A 24753-nucleotide genomic window follows, 5' to 3' on the forward strand; every position below is an offset into this window, starting at 1 on the left:
ATGTTCTGGCGCGGCGTTCTCGGCTATCTGCCAGTCAACGTGGTGCAGGGCGTGGTGGGCTTGCTCACCATCGTCCTGTTCACGCGTGTGCTGGATCCCGCGCAGTACGGCGTCTATGCCCTGGCGTTCTCGGTCGGCAGCCTGACCCAGACGATCCTGCTGACCTGGACCGAGGCCGCCATGGCCCGCTTCCTGGCGACACGCACAGAGGACGGCCGCCTCTCCGACCACTTCGCGACCCTGTTCCGGCTGTGGATCGGCGCGGCGGTCGTCGTGCCCTTGGCCTGCGCTATCGTGACGATCCTGCCGCTGAACGCGCCGCTGAAGATCGCCGTGGTCGCGGCCCTGGCCTCGAGCCTGGTCAACAGTCTGATGAAGCTGGCCCTGGAGCGCCGACGCGCGGCCGGCGAGGTATCGGGCGCGGCGATGCTGACCATGGTCCAGACCCTGGGCGGCTTTCTCGTCGGCCTCGCCCTCGCCTTCACCGGCCTGGGCGGCGCGGCGCCGATCCTCGGCGTCGGCGTGATCTCGGCCCTGTGCGTGATCCTGGTGCTGCCCGGCGAGCTGAAGCGCATGGCGGGCGGCAAGTTCGACAAGAGCCTGGCGAAAATCTACGCCGCCTACGGCCTGCCGGTGTCTATGTCGCTGATCCTGGCCTTGGTGCTGGCCAGCACCGACCGCCTGCTGCTGGGCGCGTTCCTGGATGAGGCCACGGTCGGCGTCTATCACGCTGGCTATTCCCTCGGCAGCCGCACCCTGGACGTCGTGTTCATCTGGCTGGGCATGGCCGGCGCGCCGGCCCTGATCTCGGCGCTGGAGCGCGGCGGCCAACCGGCCCTGACCGAGGCCGCGCGTGAGCAGGCCGGCTTCATGACCCTGCTGACCCTGCCCGCCGCCGTGGGCCTGGCCCTGGTCGCCCGCCCGCTGGCCGAGCTGATGGTCGGCGAGGATCTGCGCGTCGGCGCCAGCCACGTCACCCCCTGGATCGCCGCCAGCGGCTGGCTGTCGGGCGTGACGACCTATTACCTGCTGCAGGCCTTCACCCTGGCCCGCCGCACGCCGCTGCTGATCGTCAGCATGAGCGCGCCGGCCGTCGTCAATGTGATCCTGAACCTCGTCCTGATCCCCCGCATGGGCCTGGACGGCGCCCTGTGGGCCACGACGGTCAGCTACGGCATCGGCGCCGTCGCCGCCTGGGCCCTGGGCCGCCGCGCCTGCCCGCTGCCGATCCCGTGGGACGTACTGGCCAAGGCCGGCGCGGCCTGCGTCGCCATGGCCCTGGTCGTGCGGCTCCTGCCCTCGTTCGGCGGCGTTCTGGAGCTGGCCCTGAAGGCCGGCGTCGGCGCGGCCGTCTATGGCGCGATCGTGCTCGCCCTGGACGTCGGCGGCCTGCGGGCCAAGCTTTCTGTAATCCTCCACCGGAGGGCCCAAGCGTCATGACCGCGCCCATCACCGAAATCCGTATCGAGAACGCCGCCTGGACCAAGGCGCGGCCGCGCCTGTCGGTCCTGATCCCGACCTTCCGCGACGATCCCGTCGCCCTGCTCAAGGCGCTGGACGATCCCAGCGCCGGAGCCGAGATCGTGGTGCTAGACGATGGCGGCGGCGACGACGCCCTGGCCGAACGCATCGCCCGCCGGATCGAGAAGCTGCGCGTCCCGGTGCGCTTCGTGCGCCTGTCCAGCAACGAGGGCCGCGCCAAGGGTCGCAATCGTCTGGCCAGCCATGCGCGCGGTGGTCACTTCCTGTTCCTGGACAGCGACATGCTGCCCGACACGCCGGACTTCCTCTCGCGCTGGGCCGCCGTGGCCGACAGCGACGCCTCGGTGGCGTTCGGCGGCTTCACCCTGGACCAGACGCCGCAGCGGCCCGAGACCGCCCTGCACCGGGCCATGGCGCTGAAGAGCGACTGCACCCCCGCCCCCGGGCGCGCCAAGGCGCCGGAGAAGCACGTCTTCACGTCCAATTTGCTGGTCCGCCGCGACGTCTTCGAGACCATCGGCTTTGACGAGGGTTTCGCCGGCTGGGGCTGGGAGGATGTCGAGTGGGCGATGCGGGTCGTGCGCCGGCATCCGATCCTGCACATCGACAACACCGCCACGCACCTCGGCCTGGATCCGGCGCCGGCCATGGCCGCCAAGTACGAGCAGTCGGCGGCCAACTTCGCCCGCGTGGTGGCTAGCCACCGCGACATCGTCAGCGCCTATCCCAGCTACAAGGTCGCCAAGGCTCTGAAGCCCTTCCCGCTGCGTGGCGTGTGGCGGCCGATGCTGAAGAGCTTCGCCCTGGCCGAGGCCGCTCCCCTATCCCTTCGCGCGTTCGCCATGCGGCTGTACCGCGCGTCCCTCTATATCGAGGCCGTCTGATGCAGGTGCAATTCGAGAAGGTCGACGCCTACGAGCCCGACCGCGGCCTGAAGGGCAAGCTGCGCCGCCGCTTGATCCGCCTGGCGCACCGCCGGCCGGCCAAGGTGGCGCTGGAACGGCCGATGGTCTCGTTCAGCTTCGACGACGCCCCCGCCACCGCCTGCGAGGCCGGCGCCAAGGCGCTGGAGAAGCGCGGGCTGCTGGGCACCTATTACTTCGCCGCCGGTCTGGCCGGCCGTGAGGGTCCGATGGGCCGTTTCGCCACGGGCGCGGACGCCCGCCGCCTGCACGAGGCCGGGCACGAGATCGCCTGCCACACCTTCTCGCACCTGGACTGCGGCCAGTCGTCCAAGGCCGTGACCCTGGCCGATGTCGACCAGAACGCCGAGAGCCTGGCGCAATGGGGCACGCCCGATCCGGTCAGCTTCGCCTATCCGTATGGCGATGTCGGCGCGCCGGCCAAGACGGCGCTGGCCGGCCGTTTCAAGACCCTGCGCGCCCTGCACCACGGCCTGATCGCCGACGGCGCCGACCTCAACCAGGCTCCAGCCGTGGGCATCGAGGGCGAGAATGGCGAGGCCGTGGCCAACGGCTGGCTGGACAGGGCCAAGGCCCGCAAGGCCTGGCTGATCCTCTACACCCACGATGTGGCCGACGAGCCCTCGCAATGGGGCTGCACGACGGGCGCGCTGGAACGACTGATCGACCGGGCGGTGGCGGAAGGCTTCGACGTGGTGACGGTGGCCGAAGGCGCCAAGCGGATCGGGCTCTAGACCTTATCCTGGGCGCGGTCCGAGAAGGCTAGTTTCGCCGCCAAGGCCACGAACACGGCCCAGCGGAAGTCGTTGTAGACGACCGCGATGCTCTCGGTCAGGCTGACCAGAGTGAAGACGATCAGGAACGGGAAGGCCAGCATCGCGCCACGGTCGCGGAACACCGCGATCAAGGCCACGGCCATGGTCTGCAGATAAAAGAAACCCCAGGCGGTCAGGCCGACCACGCCCATGCCGACCAACTGCTCGATCCAGGAATTGTGGGCGTGCTGCGGGGTGAACTTGGCGTCATGGACGATCCAGGCCAGCGGCCCCCAGCCGGACTTGTCGCTCCAGACAGCGGCGTAGCCATAGCCTAGCCAGGGTCTCAGCTCGATCTGGCGGAAGGCGGCTTCCCAGATTTGGGTGCGACCGGTCAGGGTGGCGTCCTTACCCAGAATGCCGAAGAAGACGTCCGAGGCGAACACGATGAACGCCAGCAGCAGCAGGAAGCCAGTCACTCCGGTCCAGGTCGCCGCGGCGGCGTAGGCCGGACCGCGTTGACAGATCCAGACGAAGCCTAGCGCCATCAGGCCCAGCATCAGCGAGGCCAGCGAGGTCTTGGACTGCGACATGATCACCAGCCCCACGGACAGAGCCGCGAAGCCCAGCCAAACGCGGGCGTGTCGCGGGTCCAGCAGGGCCGTGGCGCACAGCAGGCAGCACCCCAGGGCCATCATCCCGCCCAACGAGTTCTTTTCCAGCCACAGGCCGCGCCAGGCGCCGGGGAAGAGCTCGGTCATGATGCCGATCGACGGGAAGGCGATACAGGCGATGTAGCAGGCCACGATCAGGACGCAGAAGGTGATCGAGAACACCCTCGCCAAGTCGAGCCATTTGAACCGGGAGGCCAAGGCCAGGCCTGAGACGGTCGTGCAGCCTACCGCGAAGCCTCGCCTTATCGAGACGTCGGGCTGAATCGACCAGAAGATCGACGCGGCCACGACGCCCATCAGGATGATCAGGAACGGCTGCCGGATGGTGACCCGGACCATGTTCCACGGCCGCCCCAGAACCAGCAGGAAAGCCAGGCCGTAGGCTGGCAGGAAGGCCACGCGCAGCAGGCCCGAGGCGGACTCGTCGGCCTTCTCTCCGAACAGCGGCAGTTGCCAGCCGCCGGTGTAGATCAGCAGCATGACCACGGCGAAGAGGACGGTCAGCAGCGACGGCTCGAGCGTCCGGGCCTCCTGGCGGTCCCAGGCCGCGCCCGAAGCCACGCTGGTCACGGCAGGATCGCCTTCAGGAAGCCGGGCGGCTCGACCGAGACCTTGTTGAAGAACATGCCCGCGCAGCGTCCCCCGGCCGCGGTAAGCGCGTCACGCAGCATGGCCGGCTGACGCACGTCGGGCTGGTCAGCCGAGACGACCATCACCGTCTGATCCATGTGCTGGGCCACGGTGGGGCCGGCCTGGGAGCGGTCGATGGACGGACTGTCGACGACGATCACCTCGGCGTGCTTGCGCAGCGCCCGCCAATAGTCGGCCGACGGAATGACATGGGCCTGCTGGCGGCCCCGGAGGGCTTCGCGATTGAAGCGGGCGACCCACAGGCGCGGTCCGCCGACGCTGTGGCCCGTCAGGTATTTGGCGTCGGGCCAAACGCCGCCCTCGGCGCGCGGCGCGGGCGGCTGGACGGTGAAGAAGACCGAACCGTCGGGCGAAGCCGCGACCGGAGGCCCCATCGGACCGAAGCGGCCTGGCTCGGAGGCCAGTTCGCGGAACTGGCTGGGGCTGTTCAGGTCCATGTCGATCAGCCAGGTCTTGCGGCCGGCGCGACGCGAGGCGAAACGCGCGAACTCACGGGCGACCGTCGAGGTTCCCTCACCTCGCCGGGCGGACACGAATTGAATGACGTGCGGACGGCCGGCCGGAGGCGCGCCCAGCGCACCCCAAAGCTCGGTCATCTCGACGTTCAAATCGACCATCTAACGAATCGCCGCGTACTCAGAAGCCCGCAACTTGCGACATTAACCTTGTCGGCGGAAGGCGACGAAACAGCTCACCGCTTAACCCCGGCCGTGGCCAGGACGGGCATGCCCAAGGTGCGCGAAGCCGATTCCGGCGTTTGCAGCCCGGGCCGCAGGAACATGCGGACCAGGCCGACGCACAGAGCGGTGAAGGCCGCGAACATGATGGCCAGCATCAGCACCGGCTTCTTCAGGCTCTTGCCCGTCGTGGGCGCCACGGCGCGCTGGACGATGCGGATGTTGTCGCTGCTCTCGGCCGACATCTGCCGCTGGGCCTCGTCCTGCTGTTCCTTGACCGTGAAGTCGCGAACGTTCGAGGACAGGACGTCCCGGTCGCGCGACAGCTCGTTGAACTGCGGCTCCAGCCCGGCCAGGCGCAGCAAGCGACTATTCACGTCGGTGACCTGCTGGGCGTAGGCGGCCTGCGACTGCCGCAGGGCCGCGACCTCGGCCCGCAGGTCATTACGGGTGGTGGTCAGGGTCTGCCAGATCGGGTTCGGACCGCTGCGGCGCGCCCCCTCGCCATTGGTGCGGCCGGCGGCGAGGCCGGCCTCCAGCTGAGCGATCTGGGCGTTGATGTCCTGCACCGGCGCGGCGCCGGTCGTATAGCGGGCCAGGAGACTCTCGCGGTCCAGCTTCAGTTGGGCCAGCTTGGTCGAGGCCGACATGTCGATGTCGCGATAGAGGATCGCTTCGGGCGGCGTGCGCGCCAGCTCCGATTCCACGGCGGCCAGGCGGCCGACGCGGTCCTGCAGCTGCGCTTCAATCGAGTACTTCTGCTGCTCGACCTGGGCCTGAAGCTGGGTCAGGGCGGTCTTCTGAGCGGTGAAGTCGCCGATGTCGTTCGTGGTCAGGAACGACTGATAGGCCGTGTCGGCTTCGGCCAGCTTCCGCGAAAAAATGTCGCGCTGGCGCTGGAGAATAGTGGTGTCGCCGCCGATCAGCAGGCTGCGGCGATAGACGAGGTATTCCTCAAGCAGGGTGTTGAGCACCTTCTCGGCCATGTCCGGATCGTCGCTCTGGTAGCCCAGGCGGATGATTGAGTTGTCCGGCGCGGTCTGGATCTTCAGGCTTTTACCGATCGCGTCACGGCCTTCCATGATCAGCTTGCGCTTACCCTCGGGGGTCGCGCCGGCGTACTTGGCGGCGTGTTTTGGGAAGATCTTGGCGAAGCCGATCTTGCGGATAACCCGCTCGCGCAGCTCGCCGCTGCCCAGGATCTCGGCTTCCGACTGGATGACCTCGTCGATGTTGGGCACCGCGCCGCGACCGGCGTCGCCGGCGCGGGGTTCGTAGACATATTCCTGGCCCAAGCGAACGAAGAGGCTGGATTCGGCGGTGTAGTTCTTCTTCAGGGTCGTGGCGAAGGCGAAGCCCGCGATCACGATGACCAAGAAGACGACCAGCATCAGGAAACGCTCGCGCCACAGCAGGGTGACGAAGTCGGTCGGCGCATATTTCGGACGCGCGCCACCGAGCCCCGCGGCCATTCTAGGCGGCGGGTCGTGCGGCACGCTGGTCCAGGCGCTCGTCGACATACGAATCCAAGCGGTTCAATCTGTCTCGCACCCTGGGGTGGCCGGCCTTAAGGGTTCGTTACCCATTCCTGTTAAGACTTGTCGCATGCAACGTCGCACGCACCTCATGACAGCCTTGGCCGTGATCCTGCTGGCCGGCGGAGTCTCCGCCTGCGGCCATATCGACGCCGAGCCGATCACGCCGGGCCCTCGATCTAGCGCGAACTTCTCTAATATCGGTTACGCCGACTGGAGCGAGGCGGAGCCTTCTTACCGGTTCTATCCGGGCGACGAGGTCGAAGTGACGGTGCCGTCGGCCCCTGAACTCAGCAAGACCGCGACGGTGCAGCCGGACGGGCGGATCAGCCTGCCCCTTGCCCAGCCGGTCATGGCGGCGGATCGCACGATCGAGGAGTTGCAGGGCTCGATCAGCCAGGCCTATGCCGGCACGCTCCTGCGGCCACAGGTTCAGGTGTCGGTCAAATCGACGCAGCCGCTCAAGGTTTTCGTCGGCGGCGAGGTCAAGAATCCCGGCGTGTTCGACATGGCGGGCGACGGCGACGCTCTGCGCGCGGTTATCCAGGCCGGCGGCTTCACCAACGGCGCCAAGCGCAATCAGGTCGTGATCATTCGTCGCGGCCCCGATGGGCGGGCGATGCTGCGGACGGCCAATCTTCTGCAGGGCCTGACCAGTCCGGGCGGCGCGGACTTGGTGCCCTTGCGCCGCTTCGACGTCGTCTACGTGCCGCGCAGTGGCGTGGCCGAGACGGGATTGTTCATGCAGCAGTACTTCCGGGACCTGCTGCCGATCAGCTTCAGCTACGCGGTCAACGGGAACGTCAACTAGAGGCGTTCCCGGTCAACCCGAGGATAGCCTGAACCCGGGGGACCGGGCTCAGCCGTGGGCGAGCCATTCGCGGGCCTGACGCTGGGCTTCGGCGACTTCGTCGCTGGCCATCTCTTGCGACAGTTCCTTGCGGTAAAGCTTGGCCTCGACCGAACCGCGCATAGCGGCCAGGTTGAACAGCATGTGAGCCGAGACGTAGTCCAGCGGCGCGCCGCCCTGACCGGTCGAATACAGCAGGCCCATGCGGAACAGTTCGTCCCCGGTGGACTCAGGCGTCGGTAGCGGCAGCATCACCACGGCGGCCGGCGGTTCTTGCATCATCATCATGGCTCAGTCTCCTCTCTCGAGCTCGCCCCCGACGTTTTGCCGGATCTGAGCCTGAGAGCAGAAAAGTCCAGAGCCACTGAACATATAGTTAAGCGCGCGGACATCATGAATGCGACACTTAGTATACTGGTTATTAGAAGTGATTACTTCCCGTAAAGGCCAGTATACAGCAGGTTAACGCGCGCGCTGTCCGAATAGGACTCTGCGAGCATCTTCCGCAGCCTTTCCAGACGCTTGCAGCCCTCCGGCCCGCAATTCCGCGCCGAGCTTGAAGCCCTTCCGCACCGCCTCGCGCGCGCCGACGCGCTCGAACCAGCTCCTCAGATTGGGGAACTCATCCAAAATGATGCCCTGATTTTTCCAAGGCACAACCCACGGCCAGCTCATGAAATCGGCGATGGACAATTGGCCGCAGATGAAATCACGGCCTTCCAGCTGCTTGTCGAGCACCCCGTAAAGGCGGTGGGTCTCGTTGGTATAGCGTATGGCGCCGTATGCGATCTGGCGTTGGTCGGCGATGATCGCCGGAGCGTACTGACGGAAATGGTGGGTCTGGCCGGCCATGGGACCCAGGCCGCCCATCTGCCACATGACCCACTGGTCGATCGCCACCCGGTCTCGCTCGGTCTCGCCGTAGAACTTGCCGCTCTTTCGGGCCAGATACTGCAGGATGGCTCCAGACTCGAAAATCGAGATCGGCTCCCCGTCTGGACCTTCGGGATCGACGATGGCCGGCATGCGGTTGTTGGGGCTGATGGCCAGGAATTCCGGCTTGAACTGCTCGCCCGTCCCGATGTTCACCGGGATCATCTCATAGGGCAGACCCATTTCCTCTAGCGCGATGGAGACCTTCCAGCCGTTCGGCGTAGGCCAGTAGTGCAGCTCGATCGGACGGCTCATCGGCCCTCCCTCCCCTATCATCGTCGTTGTTTCAGAACATGGTCGCGACCGTTCGCCACGCCAAGGGTGATCCGAGCGAAAGCCTGAGCGCGCCGTTCAGCTTGGGTTCAGCCGAAGACGGACATTGTGCGTTTCAAGGTCGAGGGAAGTTTCTAGGCGGCGCTTCGAAAGGGCCGCCCGACCACTAGGAGAAGACGAGATGAAACGTCTGCTGCTCACCATCGCCGCCGTGGCCTCCGTGGCCGGGCCGCTGGCCTTGACGGCCACCGAGGCCGCCGCCCAGGATCGCGGACGCTGGGAACATCATGACCGGGATCGCGGCCGGGACCGTGACCGTGGTCATTGGGATCGCGACGACCGCCGTGGCGGCTGGGACCGCGGTGATCGCTGGGACCGCGGCCGTCACAACGGATATTATTACAATAATCGCTGGTCGTATGGCCCGCCGCCGGCCGCCTACTACGGCCGCCCTGGCTTCCGCCCCGGTTATACCTCGTGGCAACGGGGCGCGTATCTTCCCGGATACTATCGCGGACGCAGCTATGTCGTGAGCGATTATCATCGTTATCGCCTGCGCCCGCCGCCCCGGGGCTACTATTGGTATCGGACCGGCAATGACTATGTGCTCGCCGCCATCGCCAGCGGCCTGATCTTCGACGTCATCGCCAACCACTAGACCTGCCAGTTTTTGAGTTCGTCGAGACGGCGTCCTGGGCAATGCCTGGGACGCCGTTTTGCGGCCACAAGCGCCGCAACCTCGCCGCGTATTAGGCTTAACGGCCCGATTGCGAAGTCATTTCGACCGCATTGCCGAGCCAGCGTTGGCCTCGCGTCACATTCCGACGCTGCAGCAAACGGTCATGACCCGATGAAGACCCTGCGCATCACCACCGCCGCCCTGACCCTGGCCGCCGCCGCTTACGCCGGTTCGGCCCTGGCCCAATCGACCCTGCCACAGACCTCGCCCGCCAACCCACAGCCGATGACGACCACGCCGGCGCCGACGAACACGACCCCGCCGGCCACCGACCCGACGACCTCCGCCGCCCCGCCGGCCACCGAGACTCCGGCGCCAGCCGACAGCGCCACCAGCGCCGGCGTTCCCAGCTCGACCACAGCCCCGGCGACCGACGATCAGTCGGCCATGACCGGCGAAAAGCCCATGAAGAAGGGCAAGAAGCACAAGAAGCACGATGACGCGACCACGTCATCGACGGCGGATCCGGGCGCTTCGAGCGCGCCGCCCCAGCCGACGACGCCGCAATAACAAGACATTCGCATCAACGAAGAAGGGCCCGCGGTTTTCGCCGCGGGCCCTCGTCGTTTCCAGACCGTCGCTAGCGCCTAGTCGGCGACGCCGAGCTTCTTGCGCAGGAGCTCGTTGACAGTGCCGGGATTGGCCTTGCCGCCCGTGGCCTTCATGACCTGGCCGACGAACCAGCCCAGCGCTTGCGGCTTGTCCTTCACGGCCTCGGCCTTGTCGGGATTGCCAGCGATCAGGTCGTCGATGGCCTTCTCGATGGCCCCGGTGTCGTTGATCTGCACCAGGCCGCGCTTCTCGACGATCTCCGAGGGACGGCCTTCGCCGGCCCACATGTGCTCGAAGACCTCCTTGGCGATCTTCGACGAGATCGTGCCGTTCTCGATCAGCTCGACCAGCTGGGCGATGTCCGACGACGGCAGCGGCGAGTTGGCGATCTCGTGGCCGCCCGACGACAGCTTCGAGAGCAGCTCGTTGGTCACCCAGTTCGACACCAGCTTGGCGTCACGCCCCTTGGCGGCCGCTTCGAAGTAGTCGGCGCGGTCGCTCTCGATGATCAGGACGCCCGCGTCATAGGCCGACAGGCCGTACTGGCTCTGCAGGCGCGCCTTCTTGGCGTCGGGCAGCTCCGGGAGCTTCGCTTCCAGATCCTTGACCCAGGCCGGGTCCAGGACCAGCGGCAGCAGGTCCGGATCGGGGAAGTAGCGGTAGTCGTGGGCCTCTTCCTTGCTGCGCATCGAGCGAGTCTCGAGCTTGGTCGGATCGAACAGGCGGGTCTCCTGGTCGATCTTGCCGCCGTCCTCCAGGATCTCGATCTGGCGCCGGGCCTCGTACTCGATGGCCTGCTGGATGTAGCGGTACGAGTTGACGTTCTTGATCTCGCAGCGCGTGCCAAGGTGCTTGAAGTCGCCGGTCTCGCGGAACTTCTCGTAGGCGCCCGGACGGCAGACCGAGACGTTGACGTCGGCGCGCAGGTTGCCCTTTTCCATGTCACCGTCACAGGTGCCCAGATAGACGAGGATCGTCCGCAGCTTCTTGACGTAGGCGGCCGCCTCTTCCGAGGTGCGCATGTCGGGCTTGGAGACGATCTCCATCAGCGCCGTGCCCGCCCGGTTCAGGTCCACATAGGTGGCGTTCGGGTCCTGGTCGTGCAGCGACTTGCCGGCGTCCTGTTCCAGGTGCAGGCGCTCGATGCGCACGTCGAAGGTCGTGCCGTCGTCGCGCTCGACCGTCACGACGCCCTCGCCGACGATGGGCTGGTCGAACTGGCTGATCTGATAGCCCTGCGGCAGGTCGGGATAGAAGTAGTTCTTCCGGTCGAAGCGGCTCTTCAGATTGATCTGCGCCTTCAGGCCCAGGCCCGTCTTCACCGCCTGCTCGACGCAGAACCGGTTCAGGACCGGCAGCATGCCCGGCATGGCCGCGTCCACGAGGCTGACCTGCTCGTTCGGACCCGCGCCGAAACCGACGGCGGCGCCCGAGAAGAGCTTGGACTTGCTGGCGACCTGGGCGTGCACCTCGAGACCGAGGACCATTTCCCAGGGGCCGGTGCGACCTTGGATCTGTTTGGAATCTTGCGTCATGGCCGTCTCTCTACATCAAGCGGGCCGGGCCGGAAAAGCTCTCGGACGTCGCTAGTAGCATCTTCTCCGGCCCAAGGCCGGCAAGGCTTCGCGCCAGTTCCTGGTAAGCCAAGCCGTTCGATTTTCGACTTCCTTGAATAAGGCCGGATTGAGTCAAATCCGGCGCCATTGCAGGGCAAGGGAACCGCCGAGTTATCGCACCGTTCATTTTCTCGAACAGCTCACTCACGGAGGTAGAAATGCCCACCGCCCGCCCTACTCTCAATTTTGATGCTCCCGAACCGGTCGTCATGACCGATCCCAATGCTTCGGCTCTGTTTCCCAGCCAACCGGTCTATGCTCGCACGCCGAAGAAAAAGGCGGGCAGCAACCTGCCGCTTCTGGTCGGCGCGCCGATCGTCGCCGTCGTCGCCGGCGGCATGATCTGGGCCATGACGGCCAATCGCGCCGAGGCCCCGACCGATCCGCAGTCTCTGCGGACCGCCGCCGCCGAAAGCCCGCCGCCGGCCAGCGCCACGCCGGTCCCGGCCAGCACCGCCGCCACGCCGGCCCCGATCCCGCGGCCGACCGAACTGGCCGCCAATGAGCCGGCTCCGGTCGCCCGATCGACCCCGGCCCGCGCCACGGCTCCGGCCCGTCCGGCCGCTCGCCGCGCCGCGCCGGTCCGCGAAAGCGCTCCGGCCGCCGACAGCGCCTCGGCCAACGTCAGCGCCACCGTTCCGGCCGCCCCGCCGACCGTGAGCGCTCCGATCGCCGAGCCGGCTCCGCTGGTCATCCCGGCGCCGGTCGCTCCGGCTCCGGCGACGCCAGCCGAGCCCGTCGCGCCGATGTAACATCAGGGTCCCACACCCCGATCAAGAAGAAGGGCGGCTCCGCGAGGAGCCGCCCTTTTCGTTTTACCACCACTTCTCGGCCTTGGCCGTGAAGATCACTTTCACCACCACTTTTCGGCTTTCGCCGAAAAGTTAGCGGCCTTCTCGACCGCCCCGGCGACCGAGAACACCGTCCCCTCGTCGAGCGGCTTGCCGATGATCTGCAGACCCAGCGGCAGGCCGTTGGCGTCGAGGCCGGCCGGCAGGGACAGACCGGGCAGACCCGCCAGGTTGGTCGTCACCGTGAAGACGTCGTTCAGGTACATCGCGATCGGGTCGTTGCTGTTTTCGCCCAGACCGAACGCGGCCGAGGGCGCGGTCGGGGTCAAGATCGCGTCGCACTTTTCCCAGGCGTTGTCGAAGTCCTCGGCGATGCGGCGGCGCACCTTCAGGGCCTTCAGATAGTAGGCGTCGTAATAGCCCGCGCTCAGCACATAGGTGCCGATCAGGATGCGGCGCTTGACCTCGTCGCCGAAGCCCGACGCGCGGGTCTTCTCGTAGATGTCGGTCAGGTTGGCGCCGTCCTCGCGCAGGCCGTAGCGCATGCCGTCGTAGCGGGCGAGGTTCGAGGACGCCTCGGCCGGAGCCACGATGTAGTAGGCCGGCAGGGCGTATTTGGTGTGCGGCAAGGTGATGTCGACGATCTCGCAGCCGGCGTCCTTCAGCCAGGCGATGCCGTCCTGCCAGAGTTTCTCGATCTCGGCCGGCATGTTGTCGACGCGGTACTCCTTGGGGATACCGATGCGCAGGCCCTTCACCGACTTGCCGACGAACTGGGTGAAGTCCGGGACGGCGATGTCGAGGCTGGTCGAGTCCTTGGCGTCATGGCCCGACATCGAGGTCAGCAGCAGCGCCGCGTCCTCGACGGTCTTGGCGATGGGCCCCGCCTGGTCCAGCGAGCTGGCGAAGGCGACGACGCCCCAGCGCGAGCAACGGCCATAGGTCGGCTTGATGCCGACGGTGCCGGTGAAGGCGGCCGGCTGGCGGATCGAACCGCCGGTGTCGGTCGCCGTGGCGCCCAGGCACAGGTCGGCGGCGACGGCCGCGGCCGAACCGCCCGAGGAGCCGCCCGGGGTCAGGGCCTTGTTCGAGTTCGACGCGCGCCAGGGGTTGGTGACCGGACCGAAGTACGAGGTCTCGTTGGACGAGCCCATGGCGAACTGGTCAAGGTTCAGCTTGCCAAGCATCACCGCGCCGTCGCGCCACAGCTGGCTGGTGACGGTCGATTCGTAGGTCGGCACGAAGTTTTCCAGGATCTTCGAGCAGGCCGTGGTTCGCACGCCGTCGGTGCAGAACAGGTCCTTGACGCCCAGCGGCGCGCCTTCCAGCGGGCCGGCTTCGCCCAGCGCCCGGCGGGCGTCGGACTTGGCGGCCATGTCCAGGGCCTTTTCCGGAGTCTCCAGGATATAGGCGTTCAGGCCACGCGCGGCCTCGATGGCTTCGATGTGGGCCTTGGTGAGTTCCACCGAGGTGAATTCACGCTTGGCCAGGCCGTCGACGGCGGCCTTCAGGGTCAGCTTCGTCAGGCTCATCTTATTCGACCACTTTCGGCACGACGAAGAAGTTGTTCACGGACTTGGGCGCGTTGCTGGTCACGCGGGCCGGATCGCCGCCCATGGTGACGACGTCGTCGCGCAGCGGCAGGCCGGCGGCCACGACGCTGGTCAGCGGCTCGACGCCGTCGGTGTCGACCTCGGCCAGCTGCTCGATCCAGGTCATGATGCCGTTCAGTTCCTGAGCCAGCCCTTCCAGGCGCTCTTCGGGTTCGGCGATGCGGGCGAGCCGGGCGACCTTCCGCACCGTGGCGGCGTCAATGGCCATGAGGATCTCCTGAAATTCGAGAGCGTGGGTTAGCGGTCCCGAGACAAGGTTTCAAGCACGCCCTCCTCTGTTATCTAGAGCCATGCCCGTTCTCGACATCGCCGACTTCGCCGCCGCCCTCCCCCAACACGCGCCGATCGTGGGTCTGGACCCCGGCGAGAAGACCATCGGCGTGGCCGTCTCCGACGTCACCCGCACGGTCGCCAGCCCCCTGGCCCTGATCGAAAAGACCAAGTTCACCCAGGACGCCGACGCCCTGTTCAAGCTGATGGCCAGCCGCGGCGCCCTCGGCATCGTCGTCGGCCTGCCGATGAACATGGACGGCACCGAAGGCGTGCGCTGCCAGTCCAACCGCGCCCTGGCCAGGAACCTGCTGCGTATCAAGCCCGAGCTGCCGATCACCTTCTGGGACGAGCGCCTGTCGACGGCGGCCGTGACCCGGGTGCTGATTGATGAGCATGACGTGTCTCGCAAGCGCCGGGACGAGGTCGTGGACAAGATGGCGGCCGGGTGGATCCTGCAGGGCGCGCTGGAGCGGATGCGGGGGCTGTAAGACACGCACTTGCCCCCTCCGCGCCTACGGCGCTCCTCCCCCGGAGGGGGAAGAAGATCGCGCGCCACCTTCTGCCCCCTCCGGGGGCGGACGACCGCGAAGCGGTCAGGCGGGGCAAGTGACATCGCCCTCACGCGGCCAGCCGCTGAAGTCATGGAAAGGGACGCGGAGCGCCGGGCCACGCCCGGACGAATAGCGCGGGATCCATGGTTCAGCTTCTACGGAAGAGCCAGATATCCGCTCCTCCCCACCGGCGGATAAATGGGTCCCGCGCGCAAAGCGCGGGATGACGACGAAGAATGTTGCTGTGGAGCGAACCACACCGTCCACTCTGCGCGCCTTCCCTTCCCCGCCAAAGCCGCCTAAGACGCGGGCTCATGACGGCTTCAGCCCATGACCCCGCCCGCGCGGCCATCGATGCGATCCGCGCCCGCGTCTTCGCCTTTCCAAAACGCCACTTTCTGTCCGCCGGCGACCTGAACGCGATACAGGCCACCGACCTGCTGGATCTGGCCGACGCCTTCGTCGCCTTCAACCGGCAGACGTCCAAGAGCCTGGACCTGCTGCACGGCCGGACGCTGATGAACCTGTTCTTCGAGAACAGCACGCGGACCCAGAGCTCGTTCGAGCTGGCCGGCAAGCGGCTGGGCGCCGATGTCGTCAACATGAACCCCAAGACCTCGTCGGTGGCCAAGGGCGAGACCCTGATCGATACGGCGGTCACGCTGAACGCCATGCGGCCCGACCTGCTGGTCGTGCGCCACGCCTCGTCGGGCGCGGCCAGCCTGCTCAGCCAGAAGGTCAGCGGCCACGTCGTCAACGCCGGCGACGGCCAGCATGAGCACCCGACCCAGGCCCTGCTGGACGCCCTGTCGATCCGCCGCGCCTTCGGTCGCGTCTCGGGCCTGACCGTGGCGATCTGCGGCGACGTCTTGCACAGCCGGGTGGCGCGCTCGAACGTCGCGTTGCTGCACACCCTGGGCGCCAGCGTGCGCCTGGTCGGTCCGCCCACCCTGATGCCGGCCCAGGCCGAGCGCTGGGGCGTCACCGTGCACCACGACATGAAGTCGGGCCTGGCCGGGGCCGACGTCGTCATGATGCTGCGCCTGCAGCTGGAGCGGATGCAGGGCGCCTTCGTGCCCTCGACCCGTGAATACTTCCGCTTCTACGGCCTTGATCGCGAAAAGCTGGCCCGCGCCGCGCCCGGCGCCAAGGTCATGCACCCGGGCCCGATGAACCGGGGCGTCGAGATCGACAGCGACGTCGCCGACGATCCGGCCGTCAGCCTGATCCAGGACCAGGTCGAGATGGGCGTCGCCGCCCGGATGGCGGTGCTGACCAGCCTCTCGGCCCGCCTGGAGGCGAAGCAATGACGTCCGCCCAGCCTCTCGCCCTCGTCAACGCCCGCCTGGTCGACCCCGAGAGCGGTTACGACGGTCCCGGCGGCGTCATCGTCTCGGAAGGCGTCATCGCCGACGTGGCCAAGGGCCGCGAGTTCGGCAAGCTTTCCAAGGCCGTGCGGGTCGTCGACTGCGGCGGCGCCTTGCTGGCCCCCGGCCTGATCGACCTGCGCGTCCGCACCGGCGAGCCCGGGGCCGAGACCAAGGAAACCCTGGCCAGCGCGGCCAAGGCCGCGGCGGCCGGCGGCGTCACCTCGATGGTCGTCCAGCCCGACACCGCCCCGGCCATCGACGATCCCAGCGTGGTGGACTTCATCCTGCGCCGGGCCCGCGACATCGACAGCGCCCGCATCCTGGTGGCCGGCGCGGCGACCAAGGGCCTGCACGGCGAGCAGATGGCCGAGATCGGCCTGATGCGCGAAGCCGGCTGCGTCTACATCACCGATGCGGGCAAGCCGATCGTCGACAGCAAGGTCATGCAGCGCGTCCTGACCTACGCCAAGGGTTTCGACACCCTGCTGGCCCACCGTCCGATGGACCCGTGGCTGGCCAAGGGCGGCGCGGCGATCGGCGGCGAGTTCGCCGGTCGCATGGGCCTGCCCTCGATCTCGCCGATGGCCGAGCGGATCATGCTGGAGCGCGACGTCGCCCTGCTGGAAGCCACCGGCGGCAAGCTGCTGGTCGACCAGATCACCTCGGCCCAAGCGTTGGAGACGCTGGATCGCGCCAAGAAAAAAGGCCTGCGGATCAGCGCCTCGGTGTCGATCAACCACCTGTCCTTCAACGAACTGGACATCGGCGACTACCGCACCTTCGCCAAGCTGAACCCGCCCCTGCGCGGCGAGGACGATCGCCAGGCCCTGATCGAGGCGCTGGCCAGCGGGCTGATCGACATCGTCGTCTCCTCGCACAGCCCGGCTCCCGCCGAGGACAAGCGCCTGCCGTTCGACGAGGCCGCCCCCGGCGCCGTCGGCCTGGAGACCCTGCTGCCGGCCTTGCTTTCGCTGTACCACGACGAGCGCATCGCCCTCGTCGACCTGATCCGCGCCGTCACCCTGGCGCCGGCCGAACTGCTTGGCCTGCGCGGCGGCCGCATCGCCTCCGGCGCCCCGGCCGACCTGGTGCTGTGCGACATCGACGCCCCGATCATCGTGGATGCCGCCCGCCTGCTGTCCAAGTCCAAGAATTCGCCGTTCGACGGACGCAGGCTGCAGGGCCAGGTGCTGATGACCGTGGTCGACGGCCGCGTGGTGCACCGGGCGGAGGGGTAGAAGATCTGCTCCCCCGCGATGCGGGGGGAGCTGTCGCGGAGCGACTGAGGGGGCTAATGCGGCGTAGGCCGAGCCCGCCCCCTCCGGCCCTCCGGGCCACCTCCCCCGCATCGCGGGGGAGGAGATTTGGAAGCATCCCGACTCTGCACTACACCTAACGCCACAACTCTCGCTTGCGCAGCGGTTGAATTCGCGCGCAACTCGCCTTAGGGTCGAAACGTGCAAGATCTCGCCGCCACCGCCTATCTGACGCTCGCCATCACCATCGTCGGCGGCTACCTGCTCGGATCCATTCCGTTCGGGCTGATCGCCACGCGGCTGGGCGGGGCCGGCGACATCCGGCGGATCGGTTCGGGCAATATCGGCGCGACCAATGTGCTGCGCTCGGGACGCAAGGACCTGGCGGCCATCACCCTGGTCGGCGACGCCGGCAAGGGCGTGGTCGCGGTGCTGCTGGCGCGGTTCCTGACCCATGACACCGCGCTGGTGGTCGCCCTGGCCGGCGGCGCGGCGTTCCTGGGCCACCTGTTCCCGGTCTGGCTGAAGTTCAAGGGCGGCAAGGGCGTGGCCACCTTCTACGGCGTGCTGCTCAGCGCCTGCTGGCCCGTGGGCGTGCTGGCGGCGATCACCTGGCTGGCCATGGCCGTCCTGTTCCGCATCAGTTCGCTGGCCGCCCTGACCGCCGCCGTCCTGGCCGCGCCGTTCGCCCTGGCCACCGACCAGCCCTATCCGATGGTGGCCTTGGGCCTGTTCATGGCCGTGCTGATCTTCATCCGCCACCACGAGAACATCGCCCGCCTGCTCAAGGGCCAGGAGCCCAAGATCGGCAAGAAGAAGGACGCTGAGGAAGCCCCTCCCGTCGCCGACGCCCCATGATCGCCGGCCGGCTCTCGGACATCCAGCGCTTCGCCTGGCTGCGCCTGGCGCGCACCGAGACCGTCGGCCCCGTCGCCTTCGAGCATCTGATCGCCCGCTACGGCACGCCCGAGCGGGCGCTTTCCGCCCTCCCCGACCTGTCCCGACGCGGCGGCCGCGCCGTGCCGTTGTCGCTGCCGCCGCGCGAGGCGATCGAGCAGGAGCTGGAGGCCGGCGCCAAGATGGGCGCGCGCCTGATCTGCGGCCGCGAGCCTGACTTTCCCCCTCGCCTGGCGGCGTTGGATCCGCCGCCGCCCTTGATCTGGGCGCTGGGACGCGCCGAACTGCTGTCCGAGCCCAGCCTGGCCATCGTCGGGGCCCGCATCGCCTCGGCGGCCGGCCAGCGCTTCGCTCGCCAACTGGCCACGGACCTCGGGACCGCCGGCTATGTGGTGGTCTCAGGGATGGCGCGCGGCATCGACGGCGCGGCGCATGAGGGATCCCTGGCCACTGGCGCGATCGCGGTGCTGGGCGGCGGGGTCGGCGACGTCTATCCGCCCGAGCATGACCGCCTTCACGCGCGCCTGGCCGCCGAGGGCTGCGTGGTCTCGGAAAGCGCGCCCGACCGCCGCGCCCAGGCCAAGGACTTCCCCCGCCGCAACCGCATCATCTCGGGCCTGTCGCTAGGCGTGGTCGTCGTCGAGGCCGAGCTGAAGTCCGGCTCGCTGATCACCGCCCGCCTGGCCGCGGAGCAGGGGCGCGACGTCTTCGCCGTGCCGGGCTCACCGCTGGACCCGCGCTCGAAGGGCACGAACGACCTCATCCGCCAGGGCGCGATCCTGTGCGAGGGCGCCGAGGACGTGCTGCGCTCGCTGTCGGGCCAGATCCACCTGCGCGAACGCGAGCGCGGCTACGAGGCCCAACCCGACCCGGACATCGACCACGACGCCCTGCGCGAGCGGGTCGCCGCCCTGCTCTCGCCCACGCCCGTCTCGCGCAACGACCTGGTCCGCGCCGCCGCCGCCCCCGCCTCGGCCGTGATGGCGGCCTTGGTGGAATTAAGCCTGGCGGGCCGCGCGGAACTGCTGGACGGCGGCATGGCCGCTAGCGTGTAACGTCCTCTCCGAGTCGATCGGGAGGAGTGTCATGGACATGCAGGCTATCGAGGACATGTTCGGCGTCGCCATCGCGGCCAGCGCCGAGGGCCGGCTGGACGACGCCGAAGCCGCCTTCCGCGCCGTCCTGGTCATGAGCCCCGACCACGACGAAGCCCAGTTCGGCCTGGGTCTGACGCTGATGAACGCCAGGCGCTTTTCCGATGCTGTCGAGCCGCTGACCCTCGCCGCCGGCGCGCCGGACGCCGAGCCGATCCGCCGCCAGTGTCTGGCTCAAGCTCAGTTCATGACCGGCGCCTTCGACCGCGCGGCCGAGACCTTCGCCGCCGCCGACGCGATCCAGCCCGTGCCCGAGGGCGCGCGCCTGACCTGGGCCCGCGCCGCCGCCTACGCCGCCCTCGACAAGGCCTCGGCGCACGAGGCCCTGGATCTCTACGTCCGGATCGCCGGCCCGCTGGCCGAGGACCTGGAGACCGTGGCGCGGGAGAGTTTCGGCATCCTGGTGGCCTTCCAGCGCCTGGACGCGGCCCGCGCCCTCGGCGCCTGGCTGGAGACGCGGAGCCCGGCCGACGCCATCCGGGCGCACGAGCTGCGGGTGTTGGTCGAGCCCGGCATCGACAAGGCCCCGGCCGCCTATGTCGAGGCCCTGTTCGACAACTTCGCCGAACGCTTCGACCATCAGCTGGTCGACATGCTGGGCTACGAGGCCCCCGCCCTTCTGGCCGACCTCGTGGCGAAACACGGCGAGCGGTTCGAGCGTATCCTGGACCTGGGCTGCGGCACCGGCCTGGCCGGGCCGCATCTGGCCCGGTTCGGCGGCCGGCTGACCGGCGTCGACCTGTCGTCGGCCATGCTGGCCAAGGCCGCCGAGCGCGGCGGGTACGACACCCTGGTTCAGAGCGAGGCGGTCGAGTTCCTCGCCAGCCACCCCGGCGCCTACGACCTGATCCTAGCCGCCGACGTGCTGATCTATTTCGGCGATCTGGCGCCTTTATTCTCCGCCGCCGCGGCGGCGCTGCCGCCGGGCGGCCTGATGGCCTTCAGCACCGAGCTGGGCGAGCATGGCTGGAAACTGCTGCCGACCGCGCGTTACGCCCACGGCGACGCCTATGTCCGCGAGACCAGCGCGCGCGGCTTCCGGATCGTCGAACGCCAGGAAATCCCCCTGCGCCGCGAAGCCACGACCGTCACCCTCGGCTGCCTCTACGTGCTGGAACGGCTCTAACCACCGCTTCTGCGCGCGCCCTTGGCGAACAGCAGGTCCGACCACCGCCAATGACCGCCGCCCAGGGCGAAGCGGGCGCCGCCGGGACCGTCGTTCAGCGAGATCAGGACCAGGCCGCGCATCGGCTCGGCCTTGCAGGCGGCCGGGGCGAAGGCGACCTCCATCATGATCATCTCGCGCAATCCGGCCAGCCCGTCGCCCTCCTCGCCGGTCACCCGCGCCCAGTCGCCGCTCCAGACCAGCGGCGCGCGGCCGGCGCCGACCGTGGCGCTGTGGGCGCGCAGCAGCGAGGCGCGCGCGCGCGGGTTCTTGCGCAGCCCGTCCTGCAGTAACCGGACCATGTCGCACCCCGCCCCGCCGCCGCCGCCACCCGAACCTGAACCAGCGGTCGCCGCGCCCCGCAGCTCGGATTCGCCCAGGCCCATCACCGGACTGGGCGACGGATCGCGGCTGGCGACCAGGGTCGGGACATCCTTGGGCGGCGTCTTGGTCACCCGCAGCGGCGAGCGCGGCGCGGCCCTGGCCTTGGCCTTGGGCTTCTCGGGCGAAGGCGGCTTGGTCGGCGCCTTCACGGGCGACTTGGGCGCATCGTGCGGCGCGGGCGGCGGCGGCGGAGGGGGCGGCGGCGGTGGCGGAGGCGGAGGCGGCGGTGGGGGATCGACCAGCGACACCATGATCGACGGCGGCTCGGGCGCCGGCGGCGTGACATGGGCGGCGAGCAGCACCGCCACGGCCGCGACATGCGCGCCCAGGCTCACGATCAGGGCGACACCCTTCCCGCCGCGTCGTCTCCAGCGCGCCATCAGTCCGCCATGTCACAGGCCGAAAGCGCCGGCCCAAGACTCGACTTAGGCCACGCCCCCGCGTCAGGAACGTGGCGATTGGTCTAGCTTGCCCACACGCACTGCCTTCCTAGGCACAAGGCCTAGGAAGGCAACTGTGGGGTGATTATGGGAAGCGAACCGAGCCCTAGACGGGCGAACCGAGTCTAGACGCTCAGATCGACCAGCAAACCCGTACCGGCGGCCGGCGCGGCGCGCACGGCTTGCTTCAGCCGATCGGCGATTTCCGCGCGTTCGGCGTTCGAGGTCACGGCCTTGATCGGTTGGATCGGCGAGACGTAAGCCTCGGTGGCGATCCGGTTGACGGTCAGGTCCATCGGCATCCGGTCATAAAACGACAGGCAGATGCTGTCACAACGGTCTTAACAACCGGCTAAGCGGCGCCGTTGCGAGCGGCTTGCGTTGACAGACCCCTAGTGTAGCCCCACTTTCCCGGCGCTCGCCTCCAGGGCGATCCGCTTTCCAGCCCAGAGTCAGAATGAACGTCGTCGTCGTCGAGAGCCCGGCCAAGGCCAAGACCATCAACAAGTACCTCGGGTCCGACTACACGGTTCTCGCCTCGTACGGTCACATCCGCGACCTGCCGTCCAAGGACGGTTCGGTCGAACCCGACAACGACTTCGCCATGAGCTGGGAGGTCGACGCCAAGGCCTCCAAGCGGGTCAGCGACATCGTCGACGCCCTGAAGAAGGCCGACCGCCTGATCCTGGCCACCGACCCGGATCGCGAAGGGGAAGCGATCAGCTGGCACGTGCTGGAAGTGCTGAACAAGAAGAAGGCGCTGAAGGACAAGTCGATCCAGCGCGTCACCTTCAACGCCATCACCAAGACGTCCGTGCTGGAGGCCATGGCCAATCCGCGCGACGTCGATATGGAGCTGGTCGAGGCCTATCTGGCCCGTCGCGCCCTCGACTATCTGGTCGGCTTCACCCTCTCGCCGGTGCTGTGGCGCAAGCTGCCGGGCAGCCGCTCTGCCGGCCGCGTGCAGTCGGTCTGCCTGCGCCTGATCGTCGACCGCGAGATCGAGATCGAACGCTTCAAGACCCAGGAATACTGGACCGTCGACGCCGACGTCTCGGCCGGCGCCGATCCGTTCCTGGCCCGCCTGGTCAAGCACGAGGGCAAGAAGCTCACCAAGTTCGACCTTAACAACGAGACCTCGGCCCTGGCCGCCAAGGCCGCGGTCGGCGCCGCCGTGTTCAAGATCGCCGCCGTCGAGAAGAAGCCCGGCAAGCGCTCGCCCGCCCCGCCCTTCACCACCTCGACGCTTCAACAAGAAGCCGCCCGCAAGCTGGGCTTCTCAGCCCAGCGCACCATGCAGGCCGCCCAGAAGCTGTATGAGGGCATCGACATCGGCGGCGAGACCGTCGGTCTGATCACCTACATGCGTACGGATGGCGTGTCGGTCGAGCCGGAAGGCATCGCCGAGGCGCGCAGCGTGATCGGCAGCGTCTATGGCGCGCCCTACGTCCCCGAGACCCCGCGCTACTACAAGGCCAAGGCCAAGAATGCGCAGGAGGCCCACGAAGCCATCCGCCCGACCAGCCTGAACCGCAACCCGGGCTCGCTGCGCCTGGAGTCGGACCTTGGCCGTCTGTACGAGCTGATCTGGAAGCGGATGATCGCCTCGCAGATGGAAAGCGCCCGCATCGAGCGCACCACGGTCGACCTGGAAAGCAGCGATGGCCAGACCGGCATGCGCGCCACGGGTCAGGTCGTGCTCTTCCCCGGCTATCTGGCCGTCTACGAAGAAGGCCGCGATGATGAGGGCGACGAGGACAGCGCCCGCCTGCCGATGATCGAGGAAGGCGCCAGCGCCAAGGTCATCGAGGCCCGCGCCGACCAGCACTTCACCGAACCGCCGCCGCGCTATTCGGAAGCCAGCCTGGTCAAGAAGATGGAAGAGCTGGGGATCGGCCGTCCGTCGACCTACGCCTCGGTCCTGACCGTGCTGCGCGACCGCGAATATGTGAAGATGGAGAAGCAGCGCTTCGTCCCGGAGGACAAGGGCCGTCTGGTCACGGCGTTCCTGGAGCAGTTCTTTAAGCGCTATGTCGAATATGACTTCACCGCCGCGCTCGAAGAGCAGCTGGACCTGGTGTCGGACGGCAAGCTGGACTGGAAGCAGTTCCTGCGCGACTTCTGGAAGGACTTCCACGCCGCCGTCGGCGAAATCGCCGAGCTGCGCACGACCAATGTGCTGGACGCGCTGAACGAGGCCCTGGGCCCGCACATCTTCCCGGACAAGGGCGATGGTTCCGATCCGCGCCTCTGCCCGACCTGCCACAGCGGTCAGCTGTCGCTGAAGACCGGCAAGTTCGGGGCCTTCATCGGCTGCTCGAACTATCCCGAATGCCGCTACACCCGCCAGCTGGGCGTGTCGGAAGGCGACGGCGAGGCCGAGAGCGCCGACAAGGAACTGGGGACCAATCCGGCGACCGGCTTGGCCGTGTGGCTGAAGAATGGTCGTTTTGGTCCGTATGTCGAAGAGCTGGCCGCCCCCGACAGCGGCGAGAAGCCCAAGCGCTCGTCCCTGCCCAAGGGCTGGATCGCCTCGGCGATGGACCTGGAGAAGGCCCTGCGCCTGCTCTCGCTGCCGCGCGAAGTCGGCAAGCACCCGGACGACGGCAAGGTTATCACCGCCGGCCTGGGCCGCTTCGGACCGTTCGTGCTGCACGACGGCACCTACGCCAATCTGGAGAACGCCGACGAGGTGTTCGACGTCGGCTTGAACCGCGCCGTCGCCATCCTGGCCGACAAGCGCGCCGGCGGCGGACGTCCGCAACGCGGAGCCGCGGCGGCCTTGGCGGAACTGGGCAATCACCCCGAGGACGGCAAGCCGGTGCGCGTGCTATCGGGACGCTTCGGTCCCTACATCAAGCACGGCGACACCAACGCCAATGTGCCCAAGGGCAAGGACCCGGCCTCCATCACCATGGACGAGGCCGTGGCCCTGATCGCCGAGCGCGCCGCCAAGGGCGGTGGCAAGAAGCCGGCGAAGAAGGCGGCTGCTCCGAAGAAGGCCGCCAAGGGCGAGGATGCCGACGCGCCGGCCAAGAAGACGGCCGCGAAGAAGCCTGCGGCCGCCAAGGCCGCCAAGAAACCAGCCGCCAAGAAGGCGGCGCCCAAGACTAAGGTCGCGGCGTCTTCGGACGACGGCGCCGCGCCGTGGGACGACGAGGCGTAAGCCTATCCAGGCTTGAGGGAGGGGAGTAGAGTT

The 24753-nt window shown here is 68.1% G+C and carries 24 protein-coding genes; 14 read left to right on the plus strand and 10 right to left on the minus strand.

What is annotated here, in order from left to right:
* The 3 genes from hfsF to hfsH are packed head-to-tail and all read left to right on the plus strand — an operon-like array spanning position 1 to position 3139.
* Positions 1-1440, plus strand: a complete 1440-nt coding sequence (gene hfsF / locus ACW173_RS23105; protein ID WP_492082424.1) for a polysaccharide biosynthesis protein HfsF — start codon at positions 1-3, stop codon at positions 1438-1440.
* Positions 1437-2366 (plus strand): polysaccharide biosynthesis protein HfsG, encoded by a 930-nt coding sequence (gene hfsG, locus ACW173_RS23110; protein ID WP_492082426.1) that lies wholly within the window; start codon positions 1437-1439, stop codon positions 2364-2366. Before hfsF ends, hfsG begins: the two co-directional genes overlap by 4 nt.
* Complete coding sequence (gene hfsH / locus ACW173_RS23115; RefSeq protein WP_492082428.1) at positions 2366-3139, plus strand: oligosaccharide deacetylase HfsH; 774 nt, start codon at positions 2366-2368, stop codon at positions 3137-3139. Before hfsG ends, hfsH begins: the two co-directional genes overlap by 1 nt.
* Here hfsH and ACW173_RS23120 read toward each other — a convergent pair.
* From ACW173_RS23120 to ACW173_RS23130, 3 genes are all read right to left on the minus strand, one after another.
* Positions 3136-4314, minus strand: a complete 1179-nt coding sequence (locus tag ACW173_RS23120) for an O-antigen ligase family protein (RefSeq protein WP_492086046.1) — start codon at positions 4312-4314, stop codon at positions 3136-3138. The genes hfsH and ACW173_RS23120 overlap by 4 nt on opposite strands.
* A gap of 86 nt (positions 4315-4400) precedes the next feature.
* Positions 4401-5102 carry a P-loop NTPase family protein gene (locus ACW173_RS23125; RefSeq protein WP_492082430.1) on the minus strand — a complete coding sequence of 234 codons (702 nt, stop codon included), beginning with the start codon at positions 5100-5102 and terminating at the stop codon, positions 4401-4403.
* Positions 5103-5176: 74 nt separating this feature from the next.
* The gene (locus tag ACW173_RS23130) at positions 5177-6682 is read right to left on the minus strand and encodes a GumC family protein (RefSeq protein ID WP_492082432.1); all 1506 of its coding nucleotides are present in this window, start codon (positions 6680-6682) and stop codon (positions 5177-5179) included.
* A gap of 85 nt (positions 6683-6767) precedes the next feature.
* Here ACW173_RS23130 and ACW173_RS23135 point away from each other — a divergent pair, with 85 nt between their 5' ends.
* The gene (locus ACW173_RS23135) at positions 6768-7508 is read left to right on the plus strand and encodes a polysaccharide biosynthesis/export family protein (protein ID WP_492082433.1); all 741 of its coding nucleotides are present in this window, start codon (positions 6768-6770) and stop codon (positions 7506-7508) included.
* Between the two features lie 48 nt (positions 7509-7556).
* Here the strand turns inward: ACW173_RS23135 and ACW173_RS23140 are convergent, their stop codons facing one another.
* Positions 7557-7835, minus strand: coding sequence for a sel1 repeat family protein (locus ACW173_RS23140; RefSeq protein WP_492082435.1), 279 nt, complete (start codon positions 7833-7835; stop codon positions 7557-7559).
* A 174-nt stretch (positions 7836-8009) separates the two neighbouring features.
* On the minus strand, positions 8010-8735 hold the full coding sequence (locus ACW173_RS23145) for a glutathione S-transferase N-terminal domain-containing protein (protein WP_492082437.1): 726 nt from the start codon (positions 8733-8735) through the stop codon (positions 8010-8012).
* Between the two features lie 199 nt (positions 8736-8934).
* Here ACW173_RS23145 and ACW173_RS23150 point away from each other — a divergent pair, with 199 nt between their 5' ends.
* Positions 8935-9411, plus strand: coding sequence for an RcnB family protein (locus ACW173_RS23150; RefSeq protein ID WP_492082439.1), 477 nt, complete (start codon positions 8935-8937; stop codon positions 9409-9411).
* A 192-nt stretch (positions 9412-9603) separates the two neighbouring features.
* Positions 9604-10002: a proteophosphoglycan 5 gene (locus ACW173_RS23155; RefSeq protein WP_492082441.1), complete on the plus strand. Its 399-nt coding sequence runs from the start codon at positions 9604-9606 to the stop codon at positions 10000-10002.
* 77 nt (positions 10003-10079) lie between these two features.
* On the opposite strand, the gene gatB is transcribed toward ACW173_RS23155, so the two are convergent.
* A complete protein-coding gene (gene gatB, locus ACW173_RS23160; protein WP_492082443.1) occupies positions 10080-11579 on the minus strand; it encodes an Asp-tRNA(Asn)/Glu-tRNA(Gln) amidotransferase subunit GatB in 1500 nt (499 codons plus the stop codon).
* Positions 11580-11818: 239 nt separating this feature from the next.
* Between gatB and ACW173_RS23165 the strand changes: the two genes are divergently transcribed.
* Positions 11819-12412, plus strand: a complete 594-nt coding sequence (locus tag ACW173_RS23165) for a hypothetical protein (protein ID WP_492082444.1) — start codon at positions 11819-11821, stop codon at positions 12410-12412.
* A 101-nt stretch (positions 12413-12513) separates the two neighbouring features.
* Here ACW173_RS23165 and gatA read toward each other — a convergent pair whose 3' ends face one another.
* Together gatA and gatC are read right to left on the minus strand one after the other, a co-directional pair.
* Complete coding sequence (gene gatA, locus ACW173_RS23170) at positions 12514-13983, minus strand: Asp-tRNA(Asn)/Glu-tRNA(Gln) amidotransferase subunit GatA (RefSeq protein ID WP_492082446.1); 1470 nt, start codon at positions 13981-13983, stop codon at positions 12514-12516.
* Between the two features lies 1 nt (position 13984).
* Complete coding sequence (gatC, locus tag ACW173_RS23175; protein WP_492082447.1) at positions 13985-14272, minus strand: Asp-tRNA(Asn)/Glu-tRNA(Gln) amidotransferase subunit GatC; 288 nt, start codon at positions 14270-14272, stop codon at positions 13985-13987.
* An 82-nt stretch (positions 14273-14354) separates the two neighbouring features.
* Between gatC and ruvX the strand changes: the two genes are divergently transcribed.
* The 6 genes from ruvX (at position 14355) to ACW173_RS23205 (ending at position 20691) form a co-directional block, all read left to right on the plus strand.
* Positions 14355-14825, plus strand: a complete 471-nt coding sequence (gene ruvX / locus ACW173_RS23180; RefSeq protein ID WP_492082449.1) for a Holliday junction resolvase RuvX — start codon at positions 14355-14357, stop codon at positions 14823-14825.
* A 377-nt stretch (positions 14826-15202) separates the two neighbouring features.
* A complete protein-coding gene (locus ACW173_RS23185; protein ID WP_492082451.1) occupies positions 15203-16198 on the plus strand; it encodes an aspartate carbamoyltransferase catalytic subunit in 996 nt (331 codons plus the stop codon).
* Positions 16195-17496, plus strand: a complete 1302-nt coding sequence (pyrC, locus tag ACW173_RS23190; RefSeq protein WP_492082453.1) for a dihydroorotase — start codon at positions 16195-16197, stop codon at positions 17494-17496. Before ACW173_RS23185 ends, pyrC begins: the two co-directional genes overlap by 4 nt.
* A gap of 219 nt (positions 17497-17715) precedes the next feature.
* The gene (gene plsY, locus ACW173_RS23195) at positions 17716-18372 is read left to right on the plus strand and encodes a glycerol-3-phosphate 1-O-acyltransferase PlsY (protein WP_492082455.1); all 657 of its coding nucleotides are present in this window, start codon (positions 17716-17718) and stop codon (positions 18370-18372) included.
* On the plus strand, positions 18369-19466 hold the full coding sequence (gene dprA, locus ACW173_RS23200) for a DNA-processing protein DprA (RefSeq protein WP_492082457.1): 1098 nt from the start codon (positions 18369-18371) through the stop codon (positions 19464-19466). Before plsY ends, dprA begins: the two co-directional genes overlap by 4 nt.
* A 31-nt stretch (positions 19467-19497) precedes the next feature.
* Positions 19498-20691, plus strand: coding sequence for a class I SAM-dependent DNA methyltransferase (locus ACW173_RS23205; RefSeq protein WP_492082459.1), 1194 nt, complete (start codon positions 19498-19500; stop codon positions 20689-20691).
* Here the strand turns inward: ACW173_RS23205 and ACW173_RS23210 are convergent.
* A complete protein-coding gene (locus tag ACW173_RS23210) occupies positions 20688-21494 on the minus strand; it encodes a hypothetical protein (RefSeq protein WP_492082461.1) in 807 nt (268 codons plus the stop codon). The genes ACW173_RS23205 and ACW173_RS23210 overlap by 4 nt on opposite strands.
* A 185-nt stretch (positions 21495-21679) precedes the next feature.
* Positions 21680-21850 (minus strand): hypothetical protein, encoded by a 171-nt coding sequence (locus ACW173_RS23215; protein WP_492082463.1) that lies wholly within the window; start codon positions 21848-21850, stop codon positions 21680-21682.
* Positions 21851-22011: 161 nt separating this feature from the next.
* Here ACW173_RS23215 and topA point away from each other — a divergent pair, with 161 nt between their 5' ends.
* Positions 22012-24720 carry a type I DNA topoisomerase gene (gene topA / locus ACW173_RS23220; protein WP_492082465.1) on the plus strand — a complete coding sequence of 903 codons (2709 nt, stop codon included), beginning with the start codon at positions 22012-22014 and terminating at the stop codon, positions 24718-24720.
* Positions 24721-24753 lie beyond the last annotated feature (33 nt).

The organism is Caulobacter sp. ALps2, assembly GCF_058681635.1.